Origin of the sequence: Micromonospora sp. NPDC049048 (assembly GCF_043197615.1) — a bacterium.
Classification (GTDB): domain Bacteria; phylum Actinomycetota; class Actinomycetes; order Mycobacteriales; family Micromonosporaceae; genus Micromonospora.
Window position 1 is genome coordinate 518,954 of the sequence record NZ_JBICTM010000001.1, and the last position, 14,793, is coordinate 533,746.

The window sequence follows — 14,793 nt, forward strand, 5'->3', positions numbered from 1 at the left end:
AACCACCCTCGCGCGGCGTTCAGGTCGCGGTAGTGCGATCGACGCCTTGACCCACCGCGCGGTCAGAGTCGCTCCGGAGTCCCGGGGCGGAGCCTGGCCCGAGGGCGCGACACGCCCGACCGCGGGGGTCGGCGAAGTGGGCCTGTGCCAGCCGGTACAGGCGCCCGCAACACAGCGGCATCGAGAGAAGGAACAGAAGCCACCATGGCGGGACAGAAGATCCGCATCCGGCTCAAGGCCTATGACCACGAGGTCGTCGACTCCTCGGCGCGGAAGATCGTCGAGACGGTGACGCGTACCGGGGCGCAGGTCGCGGGCCCGGTGCCGCTGCCCACGGAGATCAACCGTTTCTGCGTTATCCGCTCGCCGCACAAGTACAAGGACTCGCGCGAGCACTTCGAGATGCGCACGCACAAGCGGCTGATCGACATCATCGACCCGACCCCGAAGACGGTCGACTCGCTCATGCGCCTCGACCTGCCGGCTGGCGTCGACATCGAGATCAAGCTGTAGGGACCGGACAAATGGACAGGCAAGTCAAGGGGATCCTGGGCGCCAAGCTCGGCATGACCCAGGTCTGGGACAACAACCGCGTTGTCCCGGTGACCGTGGTCGAGGCCGGCCCGTGCGTCATCAGCCAGGTTCGTAGCGCCGAGAAGGACGGTTACTCCGCGGTCCAGCTGGCGTACGGCAAGATCGACCCGCGCAAGGTCAAGAAGCCGATCAGCGGGCACTACGCGAAGGCCGACGTCGCGCCGCGTCGTCACATCGTCGAGCTGCGCACCAGCGACGCCGCCGACTACTCGCCGGGCCAGGAGGTCACGGTCGAGGAGTTCCCGGCGGGCATGTCGATCGACGTGACCGGCAAGACCAAGGGCAAGGGCTACGCCGGCCCGATGAAGCGGCACGGCTTCCACGGTCTGCGCGCCAGCCACGGTGTCGAGCGCAAGCACCGCTCGCCCGGCTCCATCGGCGCCTGCGCCACCCCGGGTCGTGTCTTCAAGGGCACCCGGATGGCCGGCCGGATGGGTGGCGTGCGCTACACCGTCCAGAACCTGACCGTCCAGGCGGTCGACACCGAGAACAACCTCCTGCTCGTCCGTGGCGCCATTCCCGGCCCCAAGGGCGCGCTGGTCCTGGTCCGTACCGCGGCCAAGACCAAGGCGAAGAAGGGCGGTGCGGCCAAGTGACCACCGTTGACGTCCTCACCGTCGAAGGCTCCAAGAGCGGCTCCGTCGAGCTGCCCGCCGACATCTTCGACGTCCAGGCCAACGTCGCGCTGATGCACCAGGTCGTGGTGGCCCAGCTCGCGGCGGCCCGGCAGGGCACGCACAAGGTCAAGACCCGCGGCGAGGTCGCCGGTGGCGGCAAGAAGCCGTACAAGCAGAAGGGCACCGGTCGCGCCCGGCAGGGCTCGATCCGCGCGCCGCAGTTCGCCGGCGGTGGCGTCGTGCACGGCCCCGTGCCGCGCGACTACAGCCAGCGCACCCCGAAGAAGATGAAGGCCGCCGCCCTGCGTGGCGCCCTCTCCGACCGGGCCCGCGCCGGGCAGGTGCACGTCGTCGAGGCGTTCGTCTCGGGCGAGAAGCCGTCGACGAAGGCCGCTCTGGCCACGCTGGCGAAGCTGACCGAGGCCCGCCGGGTCCTGGTCGTGCTGAGCAGCACCGACGAGCTGAACTGGGTGTCGCTGCGCAACGAGCCGCGGGTGCACCTGATCGAGGCCGGCCAGCTCAACACGTACGACGTGCTGGTGGCCGACGACGTGGTCTTCACCAAGGACGCCCTCGACGAGTTCCTGGGTGTTCCCGCCGAGACCACCGAGGAGGGTGGCAAGTGAGCACGATCGCCGACCCGCGCGACATCATCGTGGCGCCGGTCGTCTCGGAGAAGAGCTACAGCGAGCTGAACCGCAACTGGTACACCTTCCTGGTGCACCCGGACGCGAACAAGACCGAGATCAAGATCGCGATCCAGCAGATCTTCGACGTCCGCGTCCTGACGGTCAACACGCTCAACCGCCAGGGCAAGCGCAAGCGGACCAAGACCGGTTTCGGGCAGCGCAAGGCCACCAAGCGGGCGATCGTGAAGCTGGCTGACGGTGACCGTATCGAGGCCTTCGGCGGCCCGGTCAGCTGAGGGGTGTAGACAATGGCTATCCGTAAGTACAAGCCGACGACGCCGGGCCGGCGTGGCTCCAGCGTCGCCGACTTCGCTGAGATCACCCGGTCGACGCCCGAGAAGTCGCTGCTGGCTCCGCTGCCGAAGAAGGGCGGGCGTAACGCCCACGGCCGGATCACCACGCGGCACCACGGCGGCGGTCACAAGCGCCAGTACCGTCTGATCGACTTCAAGCGGGTCGACAAGGACGGCGTGCCGGCGAAGGTCGCCCACATCGAGTACGACCCGAACCGCACCGCGCGCATCGCGCTGCTGCACTACGCCGACGGCGAGAAGCGCTACATCATCGCGCCGAAGGACCTGAAGCAGGGCGACCGCGTCGAGTCCGGTCCGGGCGCCGACATCAAGCCGGGCAACAACCTGCCGCTGCGCAACATCCCGGTCGGTACCACGATCCACAACGTGGAGCTGCGTCCGGGCGGCGGCGCCAAGCTGGCCCGTTCGGCCGGCGTCGGCATCCAGCTGCTCGGTCGTGAGGGCGCGTACGCGACCCTGCGTATGCCGTCGGGCGAGATCCGGCGCGTCGACGTCCGCTGCCGCGCGAGCATCGGCGAGATCGGCAACGCCGACCAGTCGAACATCAACTGGGGCAAGGCCGGCCGCATGCGGTGGAAGGGCAAGCGCCCGACCGTCCGTGGTGTCGCGATGAACCCGGTCGACCACCCGCACGGTGGTGGTGAGGGTAAGACCTCCGGTGGTCGCCACCCGGTCAACCCGCAGGGTAAGCCCGAGGGCCGCACCCGTCGTAAGGGCCAGCCGAGTGACCGGCTGATCGTCCGCCGCCGCTACGCCACGCGTAAGCGCGGCTGAGGGAGATAAGACATGCCTCGCAGCCTGAAGAAGGGCCCGTTCGTGGACGACCACCTGCTCAAGAAGGTGGAGACGCAGAACGACAAGGGCTCGAAGAACGTCATCAAGACCTGGTCGCGGCGTTCGACGATCATCCCGGAGATGCTGGGTCACACGATCGCCGTGCACGACGGACGCAAGCACGTCCCGGTGTTCGTGACCGAGGCGATGGTCGGGCACAAGCTCGGCGAGTTCGCGCTGACCCGCACGTTCAAGGGTCACGAGAAGGACGACCGGAAGAGCCGTCGGCGCTGACGCCGCGGGCATACGGATAGAGGAACAAGGGGTTACAGCGATGCCAGGAAAGGGCGACGCTCCGGTGCTTCCGGGCGCGCGGGCGGTTGCGCGACACGTGCGCATCTCGCCGATGAAGGCGCGCCGGGTGGTCAACCTCGTCCGCGGCCTGCCCGCGAAGGAGGCGCTCACGGTGCTGCAGTTCGCGCCGCAGGCTGCGAGCGAGCAGGTGTACAAGGTGCTCGCGAGCGCCATCGCCAACGCGGAGAACAACGAGCGGCTGGACCCCGACGCGCTGCTCGTCAGCGAGGCGTACGTCGACGAGGGCCCGACCATGAAGCGGTTCCAGCCGCGGGCGCAGGGCCGGGCGTACCGGATCCGCAAGCGCACCTGCCACATCACGGTCGCGGTCGAGGCGGTTGCGCCGGCCGCGCCGAAGAAGGCGGCCGCGAAGAAGGCGGCCCCGGCGAAGCAGGCGGAGCCGGCGGAGACGGCCGAGACGCAGAGCAAGACGGAGGGCGCCGAGTAATGGGTCAGAAGGTTCACCCGCACGGGTTCCGGCTCGGCATCTCGACCGACTGGAAGTCCCGCTGGTTCGCGGACAAGCTCTACAAGGACTACATCGGCGAGGACGTCAAGATCCGCCGCATGATGTCCAAGGGCCTCGAGCGCGCCGGCATCTCCAAGGTCGACATCGAGCGCACCCGCGACCGGGTCCGCGTCGACATCCACACCGCCCGGCCGGGCATCGTCATCGGCCGTAAGGGTGCGGAGGCCGACCGGATCCGCGGCGAGCTCGAGAAGCTGACCGGCAAGCAGGTCCAGCTGAACATCATCGAGGTGAAGAACCCCGAGTCGGACGCGCAGCTCGTCGCACAGGGTGTGGCCGAGCAGCTCTCCAGCCGGGTCAGCTTCCGTCGGGCGATGCGCAAGGCCATGCAGTCCGCGATGAAGAACCCGGTCTGCAAGGGCATCCGGGTCCAGGTCTCGGGTCGCCTCGGCGGCGCCGAGATGAGCCGGACCGAGTTCTACCGCGAGGGCCGGGTTCCGCTGCACACGCTGCGGGCCAACATCGAGTACGGCTTCTTCGAGGCCCGTACGAGCTTCGGCCGGATCGGCGTGAAGGTCTGGATCTACAAGGGCGACGCGGTGCCGGGTCGGGAGACCCCGACCGAGGCTCCGTCGCGTCCGCGCCGTGACCGTGGCGACCGTCCGGAGCGGCCGCGCCGTGGCCGGTCCGGTTCGTCCGGGACGACCGCCGGCGGGACCGAGGCCGGTAGGGCCGCCGCCGCGACGACCATCGCGCAGCAGGCCGAGACGCCGAGTGGTGACGCGGTGGATCCCGCCGCCGTCGCCGCCGCGGCAGAAACGCAGCAGGAGGGCTGACAGATGCTGATGCCGCGCAAGCCCCCGAAGGGCTTCCGCAAGCCGCACCACCCGGACCGCAGTGGCGCGTCCAAGGGTGGTAACCGGGTGGTGTTCGGCGAGTTCGGAATCCAGGCTCTCGAGCCGGCGTACGTGACCAACCGCCAGATCGAGTCGGCGCGTATCGCGATGACCCGCCACATCAAGCGTGGTGGCAAGGTCTGGATCACGATCTTCCCGGACCAGGCTCTCACCAAGAAGCCGGCGGAGACCCGGATGGGTTCCGGTAAGGGTTCGCCCGAGTGGTGGGTCGCCAACGTCAAGCCGGGGCGGGTTCTCTTCGAGATGTCCTTCCCCAACGAGCAGATCGCGCGAGAGGCGATGCGTCGCGCGATCCACAAGCTCCCGATGAAGTGCCGCATTGTTACGCGCGAAGTGGGTGAATCCTGATGGCAGCGGGCGTTAAGGCCTCCGAGCTGCGTGAGCTCTCCGAGGAGGAGCTGGTCACGAAGCTGCGCGAGGCCAAGGCGGAGCTGTTCAACCTCCGCGTGCAGGCCGCGACCGGCCAGCTGGACAACAACCGGCGGCTGCAGGTCATCCGTCGGGAGATCGCCCGGATCTACACGATCATGCGTGAGCGCGAGCTGGGTCTCTCGGCCGCGCCGACTGAGGTGACTGCATCATGAGCGAGAACACCACCGCCACCGCGCGGGCCCGCCGCAAGGTGCGTGAGGGCCTCGTGGTCAGCGACAAGATGGAAAAGACCGTCGTCGTCGAGGTCGAGGACCGGGTCAAGCACGCGCTGTACGGCAAGATCATGCGCCGTACCAGCAAGTTGAAGGTGCACGACGAGCAGAACACCGCCGGCATCGGCGACCGGGTCCTGATCATGGAGACCCGGCCGCTGTCCGCCACCAAGCGGTGGCGCCTCGTGGAGATCCTGGAAAAGGCCAAGTAGCGAAGGCTCGAGCTCGCCCGGCGTCAGTCGGGCGCGGGTTCCGCCAGGCTCCGGCCGCCGTGCGCGGCCGGAGAACCGGCAGACATAGGAGATAGACGTGATTCAGCAGGAGTCGCGACTGCGCGTCGCCGACAACACGGGTGCTCGGGAGATCCTGTGCATCCGGGTTCTCGGTGGCTCCGGTCGGCGCTACGCGAGCATCGGCGACGTCATCGTGGCCACCGTCAAGGACGCGATCCCCGGTGCCGGTGTGAAGAAGGGCGACGTCGTCAAGGCCGTCGTCGTTCGTACCGCCAAGGAGAGGCGGCGGCCGGACGGTTCGTACATCCGCTTCGACGAGAACGCCGCCGTCATCATCAAGGACGGCGGGGACCCGCGCGGTACCCGTATCTTCGGCCCGGTGGGCCGGGAGCTGCGGGACAAGCGGTTCATGAAGATCATCTCTCTCGCGCCGGAGGTGTTGTGACCGTGAAGGTCAAGAAGGGCGACACGGTCGTCGTCATCGCCGGCAAGGACAAGGGTGCCAAGGGCAAGGTCATCGCGGCCTACCCGCGGCAGGACAAGGTCCTGGTCGAGGGCGTGAACCGGGTCAAGAAGCACACCCGCATCAGCACCACCCAGCGTGGCGCCAAGACCGGTGGCATCGTCACCCAGGAGGCCCCGATCCACGTCTCGAACGTGATGGTCCTGGACTCCGACGGCAAGCCGACCCGCGTCGGTTACCGGATCGACGACAACGGCCAGAAGGTCCGCATCGCGCGTAGCACCGGTAAGGACCTGTGATGACCACGGCTACCGAAACCAAGACCATGCCGCGCCTCAAGGAGCGGTACCGCAACGAGATCGTGGCGCAGCTGCAGGAGCAGCACCAGTACGGCAACCCCATGCAGGTGCCGCGGCTCGTCAAGATCGTCGTCAACATGGGTGTCGGCGAGGCTGCCCGGGACGCCAAGCTGATCGACGGCGCCGTCCGGGACCTGGCGACCATCACCGGCCAGAAGCCGCAGGTGCGGCGGGCGACCAAGTCCATCGCGCAGTTCAAGCTCCGCGAGGGCATGCCGATCGGTGCGAAGGTGACCCTTCGCGGCGACCGGATGTGGGAGTTCCTGGACCGGCTGCTGTCGATCGCGCTGCCGCGTATCCGTGACTTCCGTGGTCTGGACGGGCGCAAGCTCGACGGGCACGGCAACTACACGTTCGGTCTGACCGAGCAGTCGGTGTTCCACGAGATCGACCAGGACAAGATCGATCGGCAGCGGGGCATGGACATCACGGTGGTCACGACCGCCACGACCGACGACGAGGGCCGGGCGCTGCTCAAGCTCCTGGGCTTCCCGTTCAAGGAGAACTGAGATGGCCAAGAAGGCGCTGATCCACAAGGCGGCCGCGAAGCCGAAGTTCTCGGTTCGCGCGTACACCCGCTGCCAGCGGTGCGGGCGTCCCAAGGCGGTCTACCGCAAGTTCGGTCTCTGCCGGGTCTGCATCCGGGAGATGGCCCACCGCGGTGAGCTGCCGGGCGTGTCCAAGGCTTCCTGGTAAGGGCGACCGCGTCCCGGCCCCAGGGCCGGGACCCCTTGCACCGATCACGTATTGCTCTTCGCCGTAGGCCCGGGGCGGAAGGCCCCGGGAACCCCGGCGAGAAAGGCTGACGAAATCCATGACGATGACCGACCCGATCGCAGACATGCTCACGCGTCTGCGTAACGCCAACCAGGCGTACCACGACCGGGTGACGATGCCCTACTCGAAGATCAAGGCGAACATCGCCGAGGTCCTCAAGGCCGAGGGCTACATCGCCACCTGGTCGGTCGAGGAGCCCGAGGAGGGCGCCGTCGGCAAGCGACTGGTCGTCGAGCTGAAGTACGGCCAGAACCGGGAGCGGAGCCTGGCCGGCATCAAGCGAGTGTCCAAGCCCGGTCTGCGGGTTTACGCCAAGTCGGACGGGCTCCCGCGGGTGCTCGGCGGGCTGGGCGTGGCGATCATTTCGACGTCCCAGGGGCTGCTCACCGACCGGCAGGCCCGCAAGCGGAGCGTTGGCGGGGAAGTCCTCGCCTTCGTCTGGTAACGGGAGACAGGTAGAAATGTCGCGTATTGGACGTAAGTCGATCCCGGTGCCAGCCGGCGTCGACATCACGATCGACGGGCAGACCGTCAAGGTCAAGGGCCCGAAGGGCGAGCTCTCGCACACCCTGGCCGAGCCGATCACGATCGACCGGGCCGAGGACGGGCAGCTGAACGTCAACCGCCCGAACGACGAGCGCAAGGCCAAGGAACTGCACGGCCTCAGCCGTACCCTGGTCGCCAACATGATCGTCGGCGTCACCGAGGGCTACCGCAAGAGCCTGGAGATCGCCGGCACCGGTTACCGCGTGACCGCCAAGGGCCAGGACCTGGAGTTCGCGCTCGGGTTCTCGCACCCGGTGCACGTGGCGGCCCCGGCCGGCATCACCTTCACGGTGGAGAAGCCGACGCTGTTCCACGTGGCCGGCATCGACAAGCAGCTCGTCGGTGAGGTCGCCGCCAACATCCGGAAGATCCGCCCGCCGGAGCCCTACAAGGGCAAGGGCGTGAAGTACCAGGGCGAGGTCATCCGCCGTAAGGCTGGAAAGGCAGGTAAGAAGTGAGCGCCACGCTGCTCAAGCGCCGCCGCGGCGTCGCCGCCAAGCGTGCTGTCGGGCGTGCGCGCCGGCACTTCCGGGTCCGCAAGAACGTCAGCGGCACCGCCGAGCGTCCCCGCCTCGTGGTCACCCGCTCCCTGCGGCACATCGTCGCCCAGATCGTGGACGACACCAAGGGTCACACCCTGGCGTCGGCCTCGACCCTGGACGCCTCGCTGCGCGGCGCGGAGGGCGACAAGAGCGCCCTGGCCGGCAAGGTCGGCGCCCTGCTCGCCGAGCGGGCCAAGGCTGCCGGCGTCTCCAAGGTCGTCTTCGACCGCGGTGGCAACCGGTACGCGGGGCGGGTCGCCGCGCTTGCCGATGCCGCCCGCGAAGCCGGGCTCGAGTTCTAGAAACCCCGTCACGAGAGAGAAGGAAGGCTGCTGATGCCAGGTCAACAGCGCCGTGGCGGCGGGTCCGGTGGCAACGAGGGTGGTCGCCGCGACAACCGCCGTGAGGGCGGCCGCGGAAACGCGCCCGTCGAGAAGACCCCGCACCTCGAGCGGGTCGTCGCGATCAACCGCGTCGCCAAGGTCGTGAAGGGTGGTCGTCGCTTCAGCTTCACCGCCCTGGTGATCGTGGGCGACGGCGACGGCACCGTCGGTGTGGGCTACGGAAAGGCCAAGGAGGTGCCCGCGGCGATCGCCAAGGGCGTCGAGGAGGCCAAGAAGCACTTCTTCAAGGTGCCGCGGATCGCCTCCTCGATCCCGCACCCGGTGACGGGTGAGGCCGCGGCCGGTGTGGTGCTGCTCAAGCCGGCTTCCGCCGGTACGGGTGTCATCGCCGGCGGTCCGGTGCGTGCCGTGCTGGAGTGCGCGGGTATCCACGACGTGCTCTCCAAGAGCCTCGGTTCGTCGAACCCGATCAACATCGTGCACGCCACCGTGGCGGCGCTGAAGGGGCTCGAGTCCCCGGAGGCCGTCGCCGCCCGTCGTGGCCTGCCTGTCGAGGACGTCGCGCCGGCCGCCATGCTGGCGTCGCGGGCGGGGGTGGCGTCCTGATGGCTCGCCTGAAGGTCACCCAGGTCCGGTCCGAGATCGGGACCAAGCAGAACCAGCGTGACTCGCTGCGTTCGCTCGGTCTCAAGCGGATCAACGACGTGGTGGTCAAGGAGGACCGTCCGGAGATCCGCGGCATGATCTTCACGGTCAACCACCTCGTGAAGGTCGAGGAGGTCGAGTAATGACGATCAAGGTCCACCACCTGCGCCCGGCGCCCGGTGCCAAGACCGCGAAGACCCGGGTGGGTCGCGGTGAGGGCTCCAAGGGCAAGACCGCCGGTCGCGGTACCAAGGGTTCCAAGGCCCGCAAGAACATCTCGGCGGCGTTCGAGGGTGGGCAGATGCCCATCCACATGCGCCTGCCGAAGATGAAGGGCTTCAAGAACAAGTTCAAGGTGGTCTTCCAGGTGGTCAACCTGGACCGGCTCGCCGAGCTGTTCCCGAACGGCGGCCAGGTCGGCCCGATCGAGCTGGTCGAGGCCGGCGCGGTCCGCAAGGGCCACCCGGTGAAGGTCCTCGGCACCGGGGACCTGGGCGGGGTCGCCCTCCAGGTGTCGGCGCACGCGTTCAGCGCGTCGGCCAAGGAGAAGATCACCGCCGCCGGTGGCTCGGTCACCGAGCTGTAGGGGCTGTACGACCCGTGGCGCCCGCTCAGTTGTCGCAACTGGGCGGGCGCCATGGTCTGCCTGGCATGTGTGCGCCGGGTAACATCGGATTCGGTTTATGTAGCCGGGCACATCTGCCCGGACCGGGATCGGGCTGTTAGAGTCCCTTCCCAGCCATGGATATCGGGCACTCGCCCGGCAACCACCCGACCGCCAGGGATGACCGGCGGCCCGCCTCGCGCAGGAGGAAGAAGTTGCTGTCCGCCTTTCTCAGTGCGTTCCGAACGCCTGACCTGCGCAAGAAGCTGCTGTTCACAGTAGGCATCATCGCGGTCTACCGGCTCGGGGCGACACTGCCCAGCCCGGGCGTCTCGTACGGCAACGTCCAGAAGTGCCTCGACGCCATGGAGAGTGGCTCCACCGGCGTCATGAACCTGCTCAACCTCTTCTCCGGCGGAGCGCTGCTGCAGCTCTCGGTCTTCGCGCTGGGCATCATGCCCTACATCACAGCGTCGATCATCCTGCAGCTGCTGACCGTGGTGATCCCCCGGCTGGAGCAGCTCCGCAAGGAGGGCCAGGCCGGCCAGGCGAAGATCACCCAGTACACCCGCTACCTGACCCTGGGCCTCGGTGTCCTCCAGGCGTCGGCGTTCGTGGCGCTGGCCCGCTCCGGGCAGCTCTTCAACAACCAGTGCGACCAGTTCCCGATCATCCCCGAGGGGACCGGGATCCCGGACTGGCTGACGCTCAGCCTCCTGGTCATGACGATGACCGCCGGCACCGGCGTGGTGATGTGGCTCGGCGAGCTGATCACCGACCGGGGCGTCGGCAACGGCATGTCCGTCCTGATCTTCACCTCGATCGCCGCCCGGCTCCCCAGCGAGGGCTGGCAGATCAAGCAGACCGGCGGCTGGGGCAAGTTCCTGCTCGTCATCGCGCTGGTCCTGGTGGTCATCACCGCGGTCACCTTCATCGAGCAGGCGCAGCGCCGCATCCCGGTGCAGTACGCCAAGCGCATGATCGGCCGGCGGTCGTACGGCGGCACCTCGACCTACATCCCGCTGAAGGTCAACCAGGCGGGTGTCATCCCGGTCATCTTCGGTTCGTCGCTGCTCTACCTGCCCCAGCTGGCGCTGCAGTTCTTCGACCAGAACAACCCGGGCAAGACCCAGGCGTGGATCCAGAACAACCTGGTCGACCCGACCAGCCCGATCTACATCTCGGTCTACTTCCTGCTGATCATCTTCTTCACCTACTTCTACGTCTCGATCACGTTCAACCCGACCGAGGTCGCGGACAACATGAAGAAGTACGGCGGCTTCGTGCCGGGCATCCGCCCCGGCAAGCCGACCGCCGACTACCTCGACTTCATCCTCAGCCGGATCACGCTGCCCGGCGCCCTCTACCTGGGCATCATCTCGATCCTGCCGAACTTCTTCTTCATCTGGCTGGACAAGCAGCAGTACCTGAACTTCCCGTTCGGCGGCACCGCTGTGCTGATCATGGTCGGCGTCGGTCTGGAGACCACGAAGCAGATCGAGAGCCAACTCATGCAGCGGAACTACGAAGGGTTCCTGCGGTAGATGAGACTCGTTCTGGTTGGCCCGCCGGGGGCGGGCAAGGGCACACAAGCCGAGTTCATCGCCGCGCACCTGTCGGTACCGAAGATCTCGACCGGCGACATCTTCCGGTCGAACGTCTCGCAGGGCACGCCGCTCGGCGTCGAGGCGAAGCGCTACATGGACGCCGGTGAGCTGGTGCCCGACGAGGTCACCATCAACATGGTGCGCAGCCGGCTCGCAGAGCCGGACGCCGCCGAGGGCTTCCTGCTCGACGGCTTCCCGCGTACCACGCCGCAGGCCGCCGCGCTGGACAAGCTCCTCGCCGACCTGGGCACCGCGCTGGATCTGGTGCTGGAGCTGGTCGTCGACGACGACGAGGTGATCCGGCGGCTCTCCGGCCGGCGTACGTGCCGGGGCTGCGGCAAGATCTGGCACGTCGAGTTCGACGCCACCTCGCGCGAGGGCATCTGCGACCGGTGCGGCGCCGAGCTGTTCCAGCGCGACGACGACAAGCCGGAGACGATCGCCACCCGCCTGCGGGAGTACGCGGACAAGACCGCGCCGTTGGTCGACTACTACGGCGCCCAGGGCAAGCTGGTGGGCATCGACGCCACCGGTCCGGTGGAGGACGTCACGGTCCGCGCCATCGACGCCCTGCGGTCGTACGGCGGCTGAGGTCCCGCCGGACCACGGCGGATAGAGTGCGAAGAGCGGGGTACGTCCGACGTGCCCCGCTCTTCGGCATCAGCAACGAAAGGTATCGGCTCCATGCGTCGTCCCCAGCTGGACATCCAGCTGAAGACCCCTGACCAGATCGAGAAGATGCGGGCTGCCGGGCTGGTGGTCGCCGAGGCGCTGCGTCGGATGCGGGAGGCGGTCGCCCCCGGGGTCAGCACCGCCGACCTGGACGCCATCGCCGAGTCGACCATCCGCGAGGCCGGTGCCGTCCCCTCGTTCAAGGGCTACCACGGCTTCCCCGCGTCGATCTGCTCGTCCGTGAACGAGCAGGTGGTGCACGCCATCCCATCGGCACAGCAGGTGCTCCGCGACGGCGATCTGATCTCCATCGACTGCGGTGCGGTGCTCGACGGCTGGCACGGCGACGCCGCCATCACCGTGGGCGTGGGCGAGGTCGACCCGGCGCTGCTGAAGATGACCGCGGTGGCCGAGGACGCCATGTGGGCGGGCATCGCCGCAGCCGCCCGGGGCGCCGCCAGCGGCAAGGGCCGCCTCACCGACATCTCGCACGCCGTGGAGGACGCCGTCCGCAAGGGCGGCCGGTACGGCATCGTCGACGGCTACGGCGGGCACGGCATCGGCACCGAGATGCACCAGGACCCGCACGTGCTCAACCACGGGCGGCCGGGCAAGGGCCCCCGCCTGGTGCCGGGCATGGCGCTGGCAATCGAGCCGATGATCACGATGGGGTCGCCCCGGACGGTCGAGCTCTCCGACGGCTGGACGGTCATCACCCGGGACCGGTCGATGGCGGTGCACGTCGAGCACACGATGGCGCTGCTCCCGGACGGGGTCTGGGTGCTGACCGCGCCGGACGGCGGACGCGCCCGCCTGGGCGAGCTGGTCACCTCCCGCCAGCCCGCGGACTCGCCGACCCGCTGATCCGCCGGGCGCGCGCCGCAACGGGTGCAACGCCACCGCCTGGCCCGGTGCCCGCTCGCCCGTCGGCCGACCCTGTCGACCGTGCAGGGGTGGGCCGGTGGGAGGGGCGTGGCTGGTGGGGTGGTGGCATGCTTGCGGGCATGGATGGACGCGACCGGATGCGGGCCGCCGACGCCGACCGTCAGGCGGTCGCGGAGCGGCTGAGGGCGGCCGTGGACGAGGGCCGGCTGGATCTGCACGAGTACGACGAGCGCCTCCAGCGGGCGTACGCCTCGCGGACGTACGGCGAACTGGACGCGCTGGTGACCGACCTGCCGGCGAACGGACACCTGCCGGTGCCGGCCGCCCCCGCGGCGTCGCAGCTCGCCACACCCTCGCCCGACGTCGCGTCGCCGGCCGAGGGGGACGGGGCGCGGGACACCTCGTCGGTGGTCGTCCCGTGGCTGGCCGAGGTCTGGCTGCCGTACCTGCGGGTGGTCGCGATCGTGGTGAGCGTCTGGGCGGTGACCTCCGTGCTCTCCGCCGACCTGCTCTACTTCTGGCCCGCCTGGGTGGCGGGACCGTGGGGAGCGGTGCTCGTGGTGCGCACGGTCGCCGGCCTCACCGGGGGAGAGCCGCGGCGACAGGCGGTGAAGCGGGAACGGCGACGCGAGCGCCGGCTGGCGAAGCGGGCGCGGAAGCGCGAGCTGGCCGCCGCCGACGGAGAGCGCCGGCCACGGGAGCTGGCGGCCACGGAGGCGGACCAGCCCCGACCGGAGGAGCTGGCGCCCGCCCAGGAGGACCCGCCCCGACAGCGGGAGCTGGCGGCGGTCGACGGGGACCGTCAGGAGCGGGAGCCGCGGGTGGGGGAGGCGCGACGGGGGCCGGAGGCGGAGTTTCCGGCGGCCCGGCGGGACCGCCTGCCCGACGCCGACGCCGAGCTCTGAACGGCCCCTTCTGTCCGATTCGACGCACCGATTCCCGGCCGGTTTGGCGACGGCCCGCAGGCGGGCGTACACTTTCTGATCGGCGCACAGCGTCCACTCCGGCATGCCCACCCTGCGCTTCGGTGGGAGTCGGAGCCGCGGCTGGCGCGGGCAATCTGATCTTGATCGGTGGCCCGTGTAAGACGTTGTGGGCCGTCCGGAGCAACCGACGTCAGGACAGCGGAGGACATGCCGAAAAAAGACGGAGCCATCGAGATCGAGGGTCGGGTCATCGAGCCCCTGCCGAACGCCATGTTCCGGGTGGAGCTCGCGAACGGCCACAAGGTGCTGGCTCACATCAGCGGCAAGATGCGGCAGCACTACATCCGTATCCTGCCGGAGGACCGGGTCGTCGTCGAACTTTCGCCGTACGACCTGACCCGCGGGCGCATCGTCTACCGCTACAAGTAAGCCTGACGACGGCCGGGACGTCCCCGTGTCCGTCTTCGACGTCCGGTGTCGCGCCTCGGCGCGTCGTCGGGCCAGATGGGAAGTAAGGCAACCGTGAAGGTCAAGCCGAGCGTCAAGAGGATCTGCAACAAGTGCCGGGTCATCCGTCGGCACGGCCGGGTCATGGTCATCTGCACCGACCCGCGCCACAAGCAGCGCCAGGGCTGAACCAGTTCCGGCCGACCGTGTGACAACGGTCGGTCGAAATCGGTCCGGGCCGCGGATCCAGGCAACGAATCACATGCTCGTCCCAGCCGCGGGCGGTGCGCGTCGCGTACCTCATCGTGGTTGACCCCCGGTCGGAGGCCGGGGCCCGCTCGGGCAACGACCGACCCCGGTCGCCGGCGCAC

26 protein-coding genes and 1 pseudogene are annotated in these 14,793 nt (G+C 68.9%); all 27 read left to right on the forward strand.

The window, feature by feature from the left end:
- The first annotated feature begins 204 nt into the window (after positions 1-204).
- The 27 genes and pseudogenes from rpsJ to rpmJ all read left to right on the forward strand — a co-directional run bounded on the left by rpsJ (position 205) and on the right by rpmJ (position 14,611).
- Positions 205-513: a 30S ribosomal protein S10 gene (gene rpsJ / locus ACGFIG_RS02460; protein ID WP_007073037.1), complete on the forward strand. Its 309-nt coding sequence runs from the start codon at positions 205-207 to the stop codon at positions 511-513.
- 11 nt (positions 514-524) lie between these two features.
- A complete protein-coding gene (gene rplC, locus ACGFIG_RS02465; RefSeq protein ID WP_392998419.1) occupies positions 525-1,190 on the forward strand; it encodes a 50S ribosomal protein L3 in 666 nt (221 codons plus the stop codon).
- Positions 1,187-1,837 (forward strand): 50S ribosomal protein L4, encoded by a 651-nt coding sequence (rplD, locus tag ACGFIG_RS02470; RefSeq protein ID WP_101412800.1) that lies wholly within the window; start codon positions 1,187-1,189, stop codon positions 1,835-1,837. The genes rplC and rplD overlap by 4 nt, the downstream gene beginning before the upstream one ends.
- Complete coding sequence (gene rplW, locus ACGFIG_RS02475; RefSeq protein WP_088998352.1) at positions 1,834-2,136, forward strand: 50S ribosomal protein L23; 303 nt, start codon at positions 1,834-1,836, stop codon at positions 2,134-2,136. Before rplD ends, rplW begins: the two co-directional genes overlap by 4 nt.
- A 12-nt stretch (positions 2,137-2,148) precedes the next feature.
- Positions 2,149-2,988, forward strand: a complete 840-nt coding sequence (gene rplB / locus ACGFIG_RS02480; RefSeq protein WP_013288631.1) for a 50S ribosomal protein L2 — start codon at positions 2,149-2,151, stop codon at positions 2,986-2,988.
- Positions 2,989-3,000: 12 nt separating this feature from the next.
- Positions 3,001-3,282 (forward strand): 30S ribosomal protein S19, encoded by a 282-nt coding sequence (gene rpsS, locus ACGFIG_RS02485; RefSeq protein WP_007073032.1) that lies wholly within the window; start codon positions 3,001-3,003, stop codon positions 3,280-3,282.
- A 40-nt stretch (positions 3,283-3,322) separates the two neighbouring features.
- Positions 3,323-3,790: a 50S ribosomal protein L22 gene (gene rplV / locus ACGFIG_RS02490; protein ID WP_088998354.1), complete on the forward strand. Its 468-nt coding sequence runs from the start codon at positions 3,323-3,325 to the stop codon at positions 3,788-3,790.
- A complete protein-coding gene (rpsC, locus tag ACGFIG_RS02495) occupies positions 3,790-4,647 on the forward strand; it encodes a 30S ribosomal protein S3 (protein WP_151453330.1) in 858 nt (285 codons plus the stop codon). Before rplV ends, rpsC begins: the two co-directional genes overlap by 1 nt.
- 3 nt (positions 4,648-4,650) lie before the next feature.
- Positions 4,651-5,076 carry a 50S ribosomal protein L16 gene (rplP, locus tag ACGFIG_RS02500; protein WP_007465292.1) on the forward strand — a complete coding sequence of 142 codons (426 nt, stop codon included), beginning with the start codon at positions 4,651-4,653 and terminating at the stop codon, positions 5,074-5,076.
- On the forward strand, positions 5,076-5,312 hold the full coding sequence (gene rpmC / locus ACGFIG_RS02505) for a 50S ribosomal protein L29 (protein ID WP_007073028.1): 237 nt from the start codon (positions 5,076-5,078) through the stop codon (positions 5,310-5,312). Before rplP ends, rpmC begins: the two co-directional genes overlap by 1 nt.
- Positions 5,309-5,584, forward strand: coding sequence for a 30S ribosomal protein S17 (gene rpsQ / locus ACGFIG_RS02510; RefSeq protein ID WP_357089646.1), 276 nt, complete (start codon positions 5,309-5,311; stop codon positions 5,582-5,584). The genes rpmC and rpsQ overlap by 4 nt, the downstream gene beginning before the upstream one ends.
- A gap of 97 nt (positions 5,585-5,681) precedes the next feature.
- Positions 5,682-6,050, forward strand: a complete 369-nt coding sequence (rplN, locus tag ACGFIG_RS02515) for a 50S ribosomal protein L14 (protein WP_007465279.1) — start codon at positions 5,682-5,684, stop codon at positions 6,048-6,050.
- Complete coding sequence (gene rplX, locus ACGFIG_RS02520; protein ID WP_013288626.1) at positions 6,047-6,367, forward strand: 50S ribosomal protein L24; 321 nt, start codon at positions 6,047-6,049, stop codon at positions 6,365-6,367. Before rplN ends, rplX begins: the two co-directional genes overlap by 4 nt.
- Complete coding sequence (gene rplE / locus ACGFIG_RS02525) at positions 6,367-6,936, forward strand: 50S ribosomal protein L5 (protein ID WP_088998357.1); 570 nt, start codon at positions 6,367-6,369, stop codon at positions 6,934-6,936. Before rplX ends, rplE begins: the two co-directional genes overlap by 1 nt.
- A gap of 1 nt (position 6,937) precedes the next feature.
- On the forward strand, positions 6,938-7,123 hold the full coding sequence (locus tag ACGFIG_RS02530) for a type Z 30S ribosomal protein S14 (RefSeq protein WP_088998358.1): 186 nt from the start codon (positions 6,938-6,940) through the stop codon (positions 7,121-7,123).
- Positions 7,124-7,241: 118 nt separating this feature from the next.
- Positions 7,242-7,649 carry a 30S ribosomal protein S8 gene (gene rpsH, locus ACGFIG_RS02535; protein ID WP_013288624.1) on the forward strand — a complete coding sequence of 136 codons (408 nt, stop codon included), beginning with the start codon at positions 7,242-7,244 and terminating at the stop codon, positions 7,647-7,649.
- A 16-nt stretch (positions 7,650-7,665) separates the two neighbouring features.
- Positions 7,666-8,208, forward strand: a complete 543-nt coding sequence (rplF, locus tag ACGFIG_RS02540) for a 50S ribosomal protein L6 (RefSeq protein ID WP_121399887.1) — start codon at positions 7,666-7,668, stop codon at positions 8,206-8,208.
- An 8-nt stretch (positions 8,209-8,216) separates the two neighbouring features.
- The gene (gene rplR, locus ACGFIG_RS02545) at positions 8,217-8,594 is read left to right on the forward strand and encodes a 50S ribosomal protein L18 (protein ID WP_172894548.1); all 378 of its coding nucleotides are present in this window, start codon (positions 8,217-8,219) and stop codon (positions 8,592-8,594) included.
- A 33-nt stretch (positions 8,595-8,627) separates the two neighbouring features.
- Positions 8,628-9,242, forward strand: a complete 615-nt coding sequence (gene rpsE / locus ACGFIG_RS02550) for a 30S ribosomal protein S5 (RefSeq protein WP_007073019.1) — start codon at positions 8,628-8,630, stop codon at positions 9,240-9,242.
- Positions 9,242-9,424 carry a 50S ribosomal protein L30 gene (rpmD, locus tag ACGFIG_RS02555; protein ID WP_012015110.1) on the forward strand — a complete coding sequence of 61 codons (183 nt, stop codon included), beginning with the start codon at positions 9,242-9,244 and terminating at the stop codon, positions 9,422-9,424. The genes rpsE and rpmD overlap by 1 nt, the downstream gene beginning before the upstream one ends.
- Positions 9,424-9,867, forward strand: a complete 444-nt coding sequence (rplO, locus tag ACGFIG_RS02560) for a 50S ribosomal protein L15 (protein ID WP_392998421.1) — start codon at positions 9,424-9,426, stop codon at positions 9,865-9,867. Before rpmD ends, rplO begins: the two co-directional genes overlap by 1 nt.
- 233 nt (positions 9,868-10,100) lie before the next feature.
- Positions 10,101-11,429, forward strand: coding sequence for a preprotein translocase subunit SecY (gene secY / locus ACGFIG_RS02565; RefSeq protein ID WP_392999394.1), 1,329 nt, complete (start codon positions 10,101-10,103; stop codon positions 11,427-11,429).
- A complete protein-coding gene (locus ACGFIG_RS02570) occupies positions 11,430-12,083 on the forward strand; it encodes an adenylate kinase (RefSeq protein WP_392998423.1) in 654 nt (217 codons plus the stop codon).
- A gap of 93 nt (positions 12,084-12,176) precedes the next feature.
- Entirely contained in the window at positions 12,177-13,028 is an 852-nt protein-coding gene (gene map, locus ACGFIG_RS02575) for a type I methionyl aminopeptidase (RefSeq protein WP_392998425.1), read from the forward strand.
- Between the two features lie 158 nt (positions 13,029-13,186).
- Positions 13,187-13,744, forward strand: a pseudogene (locus tag ACGFIG_RS02580) (DUF1707 domain-containing protein); the annotation flags it as partial.
- 438 nt (positions 13,745-14,182) lie between these two features.
- On the forward strand, positions 14,183-14,404 hold the full coding sequence (infA, locus tag ACGFIG_RS02585) for a translation initiation factor IF-1 (RefSeq protein WP_007073013.1): 222 nt from the start codon (positions 14,183-14,185) through the stop codon (positions 14,402-14,404).
- Between the two features lie 93 nt (positions 14,405-14,497).
- Positions 14,498-14,611 (forward strand): 50S ribosomal protein L36, encoded by a 114-nt coding sequence (rpmJ, locus tag ACGFIG_RS02590; RefSeq protein WP_012184307.1) that lies wholly within the window; start codon positions 14,498-14,500, stop codon positions 14,609-14,611.
- Positions 14,612-14,793: the final 182 nt, after the last annotated feature.

What these genes read in the sequence shown, in the direction of transcription:
- rpsJ (WP_007073037.1), top strand. Translation starts at nt 205, where the DNA reads ATGGCGGGACAGAAGATCCGCATCCGGCTCAAGGCCTATGACCACGAG.
- rplC (WP_392998419.1), top strand. Translation starts at nt 525, where the DNA reads ATGGACAGGCAAGTCAAGGGGATCCTGGGCGCCAAGCTCGGCATGACC.
- rplB (WP_013288631.1), top strand. Translation starts at nt 2,149, where the DNA reads ATGGCTATCCGTAAGTACAAGCCGACGACGCCGGGCCGGCGTGGCTCC.
- rpsS (WP_007073032.1), top strand. Translation starts at nt 3,001, where the DNA reads ATGCCTCGCAGCCTGAAGAAGGGCCCGTTCGTGGACGACCACCTGCTC.
- rplV (WP_088998354.1), top strand. Translation starts at nt 3,323, where the DNA reads ATGCCAGGAAAGGGCGACGCTCCGGTGCTTCCGGGCGCGCGGGCGGTT.
- rpsC (WP_151453330.1), top strand. Translation starts at nt 3,790, where the DNA reads ATGGGTCAGAAGGTTCACCCGCACGGGTTCCGGCTCGGCATCTCGACC.
- rplP (WP_007465292.1), top strand. Translation starts at nt 4,651, where the DNA reads ATGCTGATGCCGCGCAAGCCCCCGAAGGGCTTCCGCAAGCCGCACCAC.
- rpmC (WP_007073028.1), top strand. Translation starts at nt 5,076, where the DNA reads ATGGCAGCGGGCGTTAAGGCCTCCGAGCTGCGTGAGCTCTCCGAGGAG.
- rpsQ (WP_357089646.1), top strand. Translation starts at nt 5,309, where the DNA reads ATGAGCGAGAACACCACCGCCACCGCGCGGGCCCGCCGCAAGGTGCGT.
- rplE (WP_088998357.1), top strand. Translation starts at nt 6,367, where the DNA reads ATGACCACGGCTACCGAAACCAAGACCATGCCGCGCCTCAAGGAGCGG.
- ACGFIG_RS02530 (WP_088998358.1), top strand. Translation starts at nt 6,938, where the DNA reads ATGGCCAAGAAGGCGCTGATCCACAAGGCGGCCGCGAAGCCGAAGTTC.
- rpsH (WP_013288624.1), top strand. Translation starts at nt 7,242, where the DNA reads ATGACGATGACCGACCCGATCGCAGACATGCTCACGCGTCTGCGTAAC.
- rplF (WP_121399887.1), top strand. Translation starts at nt 7,666, where the DNA reads ATGTCGCGTATTGGACGTAAGTCGATCCCGGTGCCAGCCGGCGTCGAC.
- rpsE (WP_007073019.1), top strand. Translation starts at nt 8,628, where the DNA reads ATGCCAGGTCAACAGCGCCGTGGCGGCGGGTCCGGTGGCAACGAGGGT.
- rpmD (WP_012015110.1), top strand. Translation starts at nt 9,242, where the DNA reads ATGGCTCGCCTGAAGGTCACCCAGGTCCGGTCCGAGATCGGGACCAAG.
- rplO (WP_392998421.1), top strand. Translation starts at nt 9,424, where the DNA reads ATGACGATCAAGGTCCACCACCTGCGCCCGGCGCCCGGTGCCAAGACC.
- ACGFIG_RS02570 (WP_392998423.1), top strand. Translation starts at nt 11,430, where the DNA reads ATGAGACTCGTTCTGGTTGGCCCGCCGGGGGCGGGCAAGGGCACACAA.
- map (WP_392998425.1), top strand. Translation starts at nt 12,177, where the DNA reads ATGCGTCGTCCCCAGCTGGACATCCAGCTGAAGACCCCTGACCAGATC.
- infA (WP_007073013.1), top strand. Translation starts at nt 14,183, where the DNA reads ATGCCGAAAAAAGACGGAGCCATCGAGATCGAGGGTCGGGTCATCGAG.